The organism is Paenibacillus sp. FSL R10-2199 (assembly GCF_038000235.1).
GTDB lineage: Bacteria > Bacillota > Bacilli > Paenibacillales > Paenibacillaceae > Paenibacillus_AQ > Paenibacillus_AQ phytohabitans.
The window spans coordinates 3,056,585-3,067,885 of record NZ_JBBOBO010000001.1; the positions used below are offsets into that span (position 1 = coordinate 3,056,585).

Sequence of the window (11,301 nt, forward strand, 5' to 3'; positions counted from 1 at the left end):
GTCTACTATAGGGGGATCATATCATAAACTGCTCTGCTTTTTATTAACTTGCTAACCATTAAATTGTTTTGATTTAATTATGCAGGTGCGGAGGAACTAATGATGGTGCGAACGGCATTTTTCCAACCGGTATAATAGCTTTCTCGAGTATCTTCAGCCATTTTCGGCTGGAAGGTCTCATAGAGATCTTCATTGAGCGCAATATGATCTAGTTTCATCCAAAAACCGGTTGCTAATCCGCCCAGGTACACGGATCCTAGAGCAGATAATTCAGGGCAGTTGGAACGCGTTACAGATCTGTTTAGAATGTCTGCTTGGAATTGCATTAACCAAGGATTAGATGATGCTCCTCCATCAGTACGCAATTCTTTTAGAGGAAAAGTTGTTCGTTCTTGCATAAATTCAACTGCATCACGTACTTGATAAGCGATGCTTTCAATGGCTGCACGTACGATGTGGGCTTTGCGAGTTCCACGATTCATACCGGTAATAGCTGCTTGAGCAGAAGGATCCCAGTAGGGAACTCCTAGGCCAACAAATGCAGGAATCAAATATACACCTTCGTTAGACGGGAGCTCATCAATTAAAACCTGCATTTCGTCGAAGGTAGAAAATAGCTCTAGATTGTCTCTGGTCCACTTTATGCTATCACCAGAAGAACGAATGACTGCCTCAAGTGCATAGGTTATTTTTCCACCAGCACCCCATGCGATTGCTGTGACTAGGCCTGGTCCGCCATTAACAGGTTTTTCACCGACATTCATCAACACCGAAGTGCCAGTACCATACGTGGCTTTCACTGTCCCCGGTTCAAAGCAAAGATGGCCAAACAATGCTCCTTGTGAGTCACCAATGATACCGGCAATTGGAACGGGTGTCGAAAAGAGCTTATCAACTGCTGTATATCCTACGACTGCATCCGAAGCTTTTACTTCAGGGAGAATTGAGGTTGGAACCCCAAACAGATCTGCCATTTCTTCGTCCCATTGTAAAGAATGAATGTTAAACAGGGATGTTCTGCTGGCATTTGTGTAATCTGACACATGAGTTAATCCACCAGTCAGTTTCCATACCAGCCAGCTATCAATCGTCCCCGCAAGTAGGCTACTCTCGTTTAGCAAACGGGGAGCTTCATCTGTATGGTCAATAATCCATTTGAATTTGGAAGCTGAAAAATATGGGTCCAATAACAGCCCTGTCTTAGAGCGTACATTTTCCTCAAAACCACAATCTTTCAGGTTCTGGCACACCTCTGCGGTTCTTTGGCATTGCCACACAATGGCGTTATAAACTGGTTTTCCGGTCTTTTTGTCCCACATTACAGCTGTTTCACGCTGATTCGTAATGGTCAAGGCCGCAAGATCTTCAGCAGATACATTGGACTGCTCCAGAACTTTGGCTATACAGGTTAATACATTCTCATAAATCTCTAACGGATCATGTTCTACCCATCCAGGTCGAGGATAGTACTGTCTATGTTCCATGGAAGAGCGCTCTATTATAGCCCCTTGATGATCGACTAATAAAACTTTTGTACCCGATGTGCTTTGATCGACAGTTAGTATATAATTTTTCTTTGTTCCCATTCGCTTCACCTTATCTCGTACGGATCAATTCCATTGCAATTTGCTTGATGTTCTCTCCTGTAATACCGTAGTGATTGAACACTTCTGCCGTTTTGCCGGCTATTGCTGGTTCATCTGGGATACCGAGCACTCTCATAAGTACCGGATGATTTTGCACCACGACCTCAGCTACAGCTGCACCAAGTCCACCATGGATACTGTGCTCTTCAACAGTAATGATTGCTTTAGTTTCTTTCGCTGCTGCGAGAATTGCTTCTTCATCAAGTGGCTTGATGGTATGCATATTGAGGACCCGACAGGAAACACCATCTACAGCCAAGGCATTAGCTGCATCCATGGCAATACGAACAGTTTCACCTGCTGCGATAATAGTAATATCTTTTCCATCCTTCATTGTTACAGCTTTTCCAATTTCAAACGGATAGTTATCACTATCATAAACATCTTCAACGGCGTTTCGACCGATTCGGACATAGACACCACCGTCATATTTCACTAAGGCCTCTGTCAACTTTCTGGTTTCATGCCGGTCAGCGGGAAGCACAATGGCTAGTCCTGGAATTGCACGGGCAACCGCGATATCCTGAACAGAGTGATGAGACATGCCAAGTGCCCCATAGCTAACTCCGCCACTAATACCAATGAGCTTAACGTTAGTACGAGAATAAGCAACATCCACTTTAATCTGTTCAATACTACGCATGCTCAAGAAGCAGGCTGGAGAAGTAACAAAAGTCTTTTTGCCGCTGTGGGCTAACCCAGCTGCCATACCAACAATATTCTGCTCTGCAATTCCAACTTCAACGAACTGTTCGGGATAGGTGTTAGCAAAAGGTCCCATAGCAGCTGAACCACGGGAGTCACTTGCCAGAACCATAATATCGCGATCTTCTTTAGCTAGTTCCAGGAGCGTCTCACAAATTACTTGACGATTCGGAATTGTGTTCATTATTGATGCACCTCTCCATTCCGTTGTAATTCATTAATTTGTGCCTGCAGTTCAGATAGTGCTAATTGAAGCTGCTCATCACTTGGTACATGATGATGCCATGCTGGAACATTCTCAGCAAAAGAAACACCTTTTCCTTTAACTGTGTTAGCCATGATAAGAGTCGGTTTACCTGTTACTTCTGGAACCGCTCGGAAGGTGTGAATTAGTTGCTCCATGTCATTGCCATCAATGGATACAACATGCCAGCCAAAAGCGCTCCACTTTTCCTCCAGTGGCTCAAGTCCCATGACTTCTTCAGTAGAACCGCTGATTTGCAGACGATTGCGGTCAATGATGCCAATCAGGTTATCCAGTTTATAATGAGCACCAGCCATAGCAGCTTCCCAGTTCGAGCCTTCGGCCTGTTCGCCATCGCCCATCAAACAGAATACACGGTAGGGTCGTCCGTCTCTTTTAGCGGCAAGTGCCATACCGACCGAGATTGGCAAGCCATGGCCTAATGCACCGGTATTCATTTCGATTCCAGGGACTTTGTTGTTAGGATGACCAATAAGCCGGGTACCAAATTGGCTGTACGTAAGAAGCTCTTCCTTAGGGAAAAAGCCGCGGTCAGCAAGGATACACCATAGTGATTCTACAGAATGTCCTTTACTGGCGATAAAACGGTCACGATTTTCGAGTCTAGGGTTAGTAGGATCAAGATTCATTATTTCAAAGTATAAGGCAGTCAAAATATCTGTGTTGCTAAGCGATCCTCCGGTGTGACCTGTTTTGGCTCGATGAATAATTGTGAGAAGGTCCATACGGATTTGTGCAGCTTTAATTTTCAACTCTTGAATGTCCATTTTTCTCCTCCTTAGAAATACCCGTGGTCTATTTTGTCAGATAAGTGTTCCAGCAGGTTTCTTTTGAGCAAGATCTGAACCGCGAAGCCAGCGCTGAATTTCTTGTTCCGTTGGATCAACAGGATCAGCCTTGAGACCAGGAATGTAGTTGCATGCTTCATAAATAGCAGGAATGACATTTGCATGGATACCGACAGAATGGTGTACGTAAGGTCCTTTGACCAGCTTTTCTTCCCATAGAGGCCAATCATTAACTTCTACCCATACATAAGAACCGCGCGTATAAGGACCTGGAATTCCTTTGGCTTTACCCAGGAAAATTGAGTAATCACCATGATCTCCATCAAAACGTGCAATAGTCATTCCACCACCACGAATTTCTCCTTCATGGGTACCTGGAGCATGGTCATCAAATAAGAAGTGCTTTCTAAGCTTAGGTTTGTTCTCCACAGAAAGTGATACTGGGAAGTTTCCGCAGTGGAATAACAGTTCCCCATTTTCGTTCTCTGGGTGTCGGACAGTAATATCAGCAAAGAAAGTAGGTGCTGTATTCATCGAAGCTGCTTGCACCATGACCGAAGTGATAGCACCATGGATATCTGTCTCGCAGGTAACTGGAATTTGTTCGTCGGTTAAAATTGCATTAGCTAAACAAGGCATGATTCCCATAGCATCTTGTAACGAGGACCAACATTGAATTGCAATTGCACTGCTACCTGTTTCACGAGCGAACGATTTCATGGCAACCTTCAGCGCTGCGATACGCCGAATATCGTCTTCAGTTACTTCGCTGTAATCCAATTTTTCCTTAATATAATCAATGGCTTCTTGCAACTCTGAGCTACTACCTGCAGCGATTTTCTTACTGCGCAACTGAATATCAATCAGTGTAATCGGATGAATCTCAATACCGAATCGTTCCAATAGTTCCCCTTCATTGCACATCATTGTCCAAAATGAAGAAGGGCGAGGGCCGATTTGTAGAATACGAAGACTTTTGAATTGACGCACTACATTAGCAGCAGCAATGAAATTGGTAAAACCACGTTCAAATACCGGATCTGTTACCCAACTATTAGTAACATATGTGAAAGGAACATTAAAACGGCGTAATACCTTTCCTGTAGCAAAAATACCGCATTGAGTGTCACGTAAACGCATACCGTCAGCTAATGGAGCCTCATCTCGCGGACCCCATAATAAGACGGGTTTTCCCAAGGCCTTACCGACACGGGCCACAGTATCTTCTGTTCCAAAATTACAATGAGGGAAAAATACAGCATCTACCTCTTCTTCTTTAAATCGTTTAGTAATTTGATCTGCGTTGATATGGTCATCGTATAGAAGTCCCTCTTCGTTGAGGCCTTCTAAATCCACAATATCGATATCCATACCAAAGCTTTCGATTTGCTTACGGATTTCCACCTTGTACTTTAAGGCGTCTTCAGCGCTGAATGTGAAGCGGCGAGTAGGGGCATAACCTAGCTTTAGTTTCTTCACTTTTTACATCTCCTCTAGAAAGTAAAATTCATTGATAAACTTAACTTAAATAAACTAAAATAAATTTTTGTGAGGAGAATGGTTTTCCATCACAACCCCATGTTATCATCAGGTAAAATAAGAGTCAATCTTAATTTAAGTTGAAATTAACTAAAATTGTGAGATAATAAGCTGTTAATTTATATAAAATAACGATTGAATTTAATGTTATTGCTCATTGGTATTCCGCACAAAGAAAGCAAACAAAAATCTTGCTTTCTTTCTCTAAAATGTATGTGGAGTTAAGTTTACTTAATAAACTTTTGTTTATAATAGTGCTATAATTTAAACAGTTTGAATCAGGAGTGATATTCATGAAAATAGACGATATTGCCAGACTTGCAGGAGTCTCTAAAGCAGCCGTTTCACTTGCTATGAATAATAAAGCTGGAGTTAGTGAAAAGACGCGCCGGCATATTCTGGAAATTTCTCGAGCGAATGGTTATACCCCGCGAACAGGTAAAACCAATAAAATACCCTTGAAAAATAGTTCGATTTTAAGGTTTGTTGTTTGTAAAAACGTTGATATTATTACAGAACATTATGATTCCTTACCTTTTTTTAATGAACTTATCCATCATTTGACTGCTTACACGAGTGAGCAAGGTCATACCTTAATTATTTCTTCGATTCCTATTCAGAATATAAAAGATGGGATATTAGCACTCGAAGATGAGCAACCTTCCGCAGGGATTTTAATGCTCGGTACTAATTTGTCTGCTCAAAATATAGAATCTATTCTTTCTGTTCACCAAAATATTGTGTTTTTAGATACCTTTTTTGAACATATTGATGCTAGTTTTGTAGCAATTAATAACTACCTTGGTGGATATCAAGCTGGAGAGTATCTGCTGTCGTTAGGGTATCAAAGCATCGGGTATGTTGAGTCTAATGTTCGCATACTTAATTTTAATAAGCGGAAGGAAGGCTTTTTAGCAGCTTTGAGAAAGAAAAATATAGAAATTGAACCGGAAAACATCTTTATGATGAGTCCTATGTCTGTTGTAACGCAAGAACGGTTCAGAAATGCTATCCAAGAAACTAAACAACTACCAACTGTTATCTTTTGTGAAAATGACTATATGGCTATAAGTGCTATTAAAACTTTTCAAGAATTTGATATTAAAGTTCCTAATCAGATTGCTGTAATGGGGTTTGATAATATTTTAGAAGCCAAGGTCATCAGTCCGGAGTTAACGACCATTCATGTGAAAAAAGATTTGATGGCGATAACAGCCCTGGACATGTTACTTAATAAAATTAATACTCAAGAAAATCAGTATGTTCAGCTTCTTGTCAATACAGAAGTGGTAGAACGTAAATCATGCCGTACTTTAGAGGAGTGAACTAGGAGAAATCCTTGTTCCTTAAAATTATTGTAATGTACAGAAGAATTAGGCCAGGCGTGGATTGAGTTCCTTTTCTCACAGTGAGAGAGGCGAGCAGACACGTCTTTTGGCGTATTTAGAAATGAATTACTATTTTTAAAATCAGTTTTGAAGATTCCTATACTCGCCTGGTGTTATTCCAGTTATTTTCTTAAATACCGTTTGAAAATAATTTTGAGAGGAATAGCTTAATTGAGTTACTATCTGTATTTGTTGTTGCAAGCAGCCTTTTGGACTCTAGAATTTTTACTTCATTTACGTACTGGATAATCGTCTTTCCTATCTCTTGCTTAAAATGCCTACAGATGTAAGAACAATTCATATCAAGTTGTTCTGCTAAGTTTAATCCTCCTTTCATAGCAAATCTGGAGACAACTCCTGATGAGAAAATGAAAATGTTTTTAAATGAGCGGACTGCATCCGAAGTGACTATTGGAAAAGCGTGTACTCGAGTTTGGATATTATCCAAAAGCGATTCCAACATTTCAGGCATGCCGTCTTCCACATAAGATAACATTTCTTTTTCTCATAAATTATTGACATGCTCCATAAATGTAAGTTCAAATTCTTCATTTGACTGGATAGGACTGCTGCCTTGATACGGAATATATATTGCTTCCACATCTGTTATGCTATTAGTAGAATAATCAAGAAAAAACAAGATGTCACAGAACTGGCCGATGTCACAGTTAAGAAATTTATTAAGCCAGCGCATAAATTCGTTTGTTCAAGTTACTGGTTGTTGCAGTTCGATTAAAATGTTTTGTGCTTGCTTTCGAGTACAATCAAAAAAATTTGCAGGCCCGAGAACGAGGTGTTCGTCTACGCCTTGTAATCTAATTAGTCAGTAATAAAAGAAGTCATGTGAAATAGTAAAGTACACCCGGTGGGGTGTTTTTTTTCGTTAGGCAAGACATGAATTGCGGGGTTTGGTAGAAAAACATTGGATCCATAGTGCTGTACAAATCCTGAGTGTTCAAAGTGCTGCAGAGGAATCTTGATGGTTTTCTGAAAGCGAATAAGTAGCTCATTATTAATCATATTCAAAGTGGTAATTTTGAATGGAAAATGATCGTTGTTGAATCCTTAATGGATGAGAGCGCATTTTCGTGGCAAGCAGATTGGTATCGTAACAAGGTTCATGAATCAATGGGAGATCAACTTCATGATCGCTTTCGGTTATGGTATGTTGAACACTCACTCCATCATGATGCAAAAAAGGGAATGGATAATATTCATGATGTCAGCTACGTGAGTGTTCTGCATCAAGAATTACGGGATTTAAGCCTTTGGGTAGAAGAAGGAACAATTCCGCCATCCAGCACTAAATATTAAGTTGTAGATAATCACGTCATTGTACCACACGAAGCTAATGTGCGTGGTGGGATTCAACAAGTGGGAGAGACTGTCCTATTCGAGGCCTTTATTGATTTGCCACAAGATACAGGGGGAAATGTGTCTGCAAAATGGGATTTCTATGGAGAGGGCACATTCCCATTAGAGTCTCTACTTTCTATCCAATAAACGATAATGATTTGACTTGGACGACTGAGATTTCTAATTCTTTCTCAAACCCAGGCACTTACTTTCCAATGGTTCGAGTTTCTTCAAACCGCAAGGGGAAAAAAGATGATTTATACACACAAGTCATAAATATCTGCCGAGTCCGTGTAGTTGTGAAATGAAGAAAACTGAATTCGCTTGTCATTCATAAGAGGGGATGGTGAAGGATCATGGTTACTTCAAATGAAATGATTACTGAAACTGCTGATGATTTTGAAGAACCAAAATTAAAGCTGCGAGAGAAAATGGCTTTAGTGTTAGGGAACGCACCAAACACTTTTCATTATCAGATGATTCAAACTTACTTACTCTTCGATAGTAATAGGTTATGTTCCAGAAATTGAACAAAGTAATACTACCCTGTTTGGATTGAAGATAATCCTATTCATTGTTCCTGCGGTACTTGGTTCATTAGGGTTGTCAATATTTTGGTTTGATCTTACGGAAGATAAACACAAAAGATGATTGCTAAAGATCTTGCAGATCGGGGAATGAAATGAAATTGTTTCAATTGATATTATTTACACGACAATAATGAAATCACTTTTTATATCCATATTTAGAAATGCAGATATTGTAGGAAAGGCGATTAAAAATCAGAGATTAACTAAGGGATTTGTAGTTTTTTTAAGTACAATTCGACGGGCGATTCTTGTATATTCAGTATCAATATATAAAAAGGAGGAGAAGAGATCGGGGTAAGAAGTGCATGAACGATTGCGTATTGGTCGTCCAGACGAAAATACACCAGTTGTATCTGAAGGCGCTGAAGCTATTATCCGAGAAGCGCTTTCAGACGACCCGCATCGACTATTCGTCGTCTTCCTAGGACCGTTAACCGATTTGGCTGCATCATATCTTATGGAACCGAAGATTGAGGACCGATTGACTGCAATTTAGATCGGTGGAGGAACCTATCCACACGGAGAGGTAGAATTTAATCTTATGAACGATATCCATGCGGCTAATGTGGTCATGAACTCCCGTATTCCCCTCTGGCAGGTGCCATGAAATGTGTATGGCATGATGCGGGTAAGCTTAGCTGAGCTGGAGTGCAGGGTAAAACCACACGGAGAAATCGGGAAATATTTGTTCGAGCAATTGATTCAGTTTAACGATGAGAATGCGGATGGGTGGCCATGGGGAGAATCGTGGAGCTTGGGAGACTCGCCAGAAATTTGTCTAATTCTGGATGATCACGAATTCGGATATGAAATGAAACCGGCACCGCGTATTACCGCTGACATGCACTTCATTCATCATCAGAAGGAACGGATGATCCGAGTATATCATCATGTGGACGCTAGATATACTCTAGAGGATATGTACGCCAAGTTGGAGTTGTTCACAAAGAAGCGGTAACAATTACAAGGAGGATAGGGCATGAAATATTCACAAAAGGTAGAGCAATGGGGGATTTTTGAACTCGAGCTGAATGCTTCGGAGATTGTAGGTAATCCTTTTCGAGATGTTTGGGTTCAAGCGACCTTCAAAATAGGCGATGAATATAAACGCGTCTATGGTTTCTATGACGGTGAATCGGTATGGAGAATCCGTTTCATGCCGGAACAAATCGGTGACCACCATTTTCAGGTCACGTCTAATATGGATGCTTTCAACGGCCTAACAGGGGACTTTGTTTCTACTGTGCCTACATTGGGTAGCCATGGACCCGTTCGAGTAGCTGGGACACATTTTAACTATGCGGATGGAACGCCATTTTTCGTTATGGGAACCACTGCTTATGCATGGACCTACCGCCCTGAAGAAATTAGAAAGCAAACTCTCGATTCGTTTTCCGAAAACGGTTTCAATAAAATCAGAATGCTCGTCTTTCCAAAGTATTACCGGGGGATGGTGAATGACGTCAATGTTGACTACGATCCACCAGTATTCCCATTCGTCGGACAACCGAACGAATTTGATTTTCAGACTCTGATCCCCGAGTACTTCCGGAACTATGAGGAACGAGTGAAGGATCTAATGAAGCTAGGCATTGAAGCAGATGTCATCTTGTTTCATCCGTACGATAATTGGGGCATCGATTCCCTTATGCAGCAGGCTGATGATCTCTTATATGTCAACTATATGATCTCCAGACTGGCAGCTTATCGCAACGTATGGTGGTCACTTGCAAATGAATTCGATATCTCGAGCACTCCTGAAGGAATGTTCTGCGCTAGAACAGATCGGAAAGATTGGGATCTTATTGGTGCCACTATTAAGGCTAACGATCCTCATGGGCACCCGATTTCCGTTCATAATCTACCAATGCGATACATTTATCCTGACCGGGACTGGCTGAGCCATGTATCAATCCAACATCCCGACACCTATACGCTCATTGCGGAACTGAAGAATCAATATAAAAAACCGATCGTGAACGACGAATATCAGTATGAAGGCAATATTAAGGACGAGTGGGGAAACAGCGATGGGGCAACAACCTTGTTCCGCCACTGGCTGTCCGCCATGGCCGGCGGGTACGCTTCGCATGGTGAGGTTTTCAAGATTAATGGGAATGCTACGACTTATTCTGGTCCTACGGTGGAACGTTGATCGGGGAAAGTGCACCAAAGCTTAAGTTTATGAAGGAGATTCTGGAGTCTTGCCCTTATCAAGAAATGGAGCGAGATTGGGCGAACTCGGACGGTCATCATTACTTTGCTTTGAAGAAGGGAATCGATGAGTATTTGTTCTTCTGCCGTTATGATCTGCCAGGTAAAGGGTTCTGGTTCGGCTCATATGACGGCAGTCGTCCTGAATATGAGGTTACCGTCTACGACGCATGGAATTGCATTGAGAAAGAAACGTTGACTGTCAAAGAAATTGAAAGCAACCATCTTCTTCCCATCAAAGCGTGGAGGGCCTACCGGCTGAAAAGAAAAATTTGAGAAAGAGGAGAGAGAAGAATGACCTCCATCATTGGACCATACAAAAACCACTACTTAGATTTGATCCCACTCGGGAGGACGAAGAAGCCGGGCTGACTGTATACATGAACGAGAAATTCCATTATGAAATAGCAATAACTTACGATTCTAGTCTGGGACGCAAGGTGATTCTAAGGCGTAGGATTGGATCGCTTTGGAAAATTGAACTCGAATCAGCATTGGAGGGATCAGATGTCGTTCTAGGACTGGAAGCTGATGAGACTATGTATTCTTTTTACTATGTCAAATCAAACGGGGAACGAGTAGCATTTGGTTCTGGAGAATGTGCATTCTTATCCACCGAAGTGGCAGGGGGGTTCACAGGTGTTTACTTCGGTCTCTACGCAACGGGAAATGGAAAACCTTGTACCGAACCTGCCTATTTTGATTGGTTTAAATATATTCCTCAAGGATGACCTATTACAGTTTATAACGTTCGAGTGAAGTAGTGAAATTCCATAAGGGACTGACGAATTCCTACCACAGCTAAGATTG

Annotated in this window: 11 protein-coding genes; 6 read left to right on the plus strand and 5 right to left on the minus strand. The window is 41.4% G+C overall.

Annotation, left to right across the window (positions count from 1 at the left end; all coding sequences use genetic code 11):
- Positions 1–77 precede the first annotated feature (77 nt).
- Genes glpK through NYE33_RS13340 form a run of 4 tightly spaced genes read right to left on the minus strand, consistent with a single transcriptional unit; the run spans position 78 to position 4,883 of the window.
- A complete protein-coding gene (gene glpK, locus NYE33_RS13325; protein ID WP_042139234.1) occupies positions 78–1,586 on the minus strand; it encodes a glycerol kinase GlpK in 1,509 nt (502 codons plus the stop codon).
- Positions 1,587–1,596: 10 nt separating this feature from the next.
- Positions 1,597–2,535, minus strand: coding sequence for a transketolase family protein (locus tag NYE33_RS13330; protein ID WP_042139233.1), 939 nt, complete (start codon positions 2,533–2,535; stop codon positions 1,597–1,599).
- Complete coding sequence (locus NYE33_RS13335) at positions 2,535–3,383, minus strand: transketolase (protein WP_042139232.1); 849 nt, start codon at positions 3,381–3,383, stop codon at positions 2,535–2,537. The genes NYE33_RS13330 and NYE33_RS13335 overlap by 1 nt, the downstream gene beginning before the upstream one ends.
- A gap of 36 nt (positions 3,384–3,419) precedes the next feature.
- On the minus strand, positions 3,420–4,883 hold the full coding sequence (locus NYE33_RS13340; RefSeq protein ID WP_042139231.1) for an L-fucose/L-arabinose isomerase family protein: 1,464 nt from the start codon (positions 4,881–4,883) through the stop codon (positions 3,420–3,422).
- 353 nt (positions 4,884–5,236) lie between these two features.
- Here NYE33_RS13340 and NYE33_RS13345 point away from each other — a divergent pair, with 353 nt between their 5' ends.
- On the plus strand, positions 5,237–6,268 hold the full coding sequence (locus NYE33_RS13345) for a LacI family DNA-binding transcriptional regulator (protein WP_042139230.1): 1,032 nt from the start codon (positions 5,237–5,239) through the stop codon (positions 6,266–6,268).
- Positions 6,269–6,412: 144 nt separating this feature from the next.
- On the opposite strand, the gene NYE33_RS36480 is transcribed toward NYE33_RS13345, so the two are convergent.
- Positions 6,413–6,532, minus strand: a complete 120-nt coding sequence (locus NYE33_RS36480) for an AraC family transcriptional regulator (RefSeq protein WP_081970143.1) — start codon at positions 6,530–6,532, stop codon at positions 6,413–6,415.
- Positions 6,533–7,378: 846 nt separating this feature from the next.
- Between NYE33_RS36480 and NYE33_RS13355 the strand changes: the two genes are divergently transcribed.
- The 5 genes from NYE33_RS13355 (at position 7,379) to NYE33_RS13375 (ending at position 11,222) form a co-directional block, all read left to right on the plus strand.
- Positions 7,379–7,645 carry a hypothetical protein gene (locus NYE33_RS13355; protein ID WP_197074286.1) on the plus strand — a complete coding sequence of 89 codons (267 nt, stop codon included), beginning with the start codon at positions 7,379–7,381 and terminating at the stop codon, positions 7,643–7,645.
- Between the two features lie 1,242 nt (positions 7,646–8,887).
- Positions 8,888–9,235, plus strand: coding sequence for a hypothetical protein (locus tag NYE33_RS13360; RefSeq protein ID WP_231575204.1), 348 nt, complete (start codon positions 8,888–8,890; stop codon positions 9,233–9,235).
- Positions 9,236–9,256: 21 nt separating this feature from the next.
- Complete coding sequence (locus tag NYE33_RS13365; protein ID WP_052422029.1) at positions 9,257–10,432, plus strand: DUF5060 domain-containing protein; 1,176 nt, start codon at positions 9,257–9,259, stop codon at positions 10,430–10,432.
- A 29-nt stretch (positions 10,433–10,461) separates the two neighbouring features.
- Complete coding sequence (locus NYE33_RS13370; RefSeq protein WP_341066062.1) at positions 10,462–10,767, plus strand: hypothetical protein; 306 nt, start codon at positions 10,462–10,464, stop codon at positions 10,765–10,767.
- On the plus strand, positions 10,764–11,222 hold the full coding sequence (locus NYE33_RS13375; protein ID WP_042139228.1) for a beta-xylosidase family glycoside hydrolase: 459 nt from the start codon (positions 10,764–10,766) through the stop codon (positions 11,220–11,222). The genes NYE33_RS13370 and NYE33_RS13375 overlap by 4 nt, the downstream gene beginning before the upstream one ends.
- Positions 11,223–11,301: the final 79 nt, after the last annotated feature.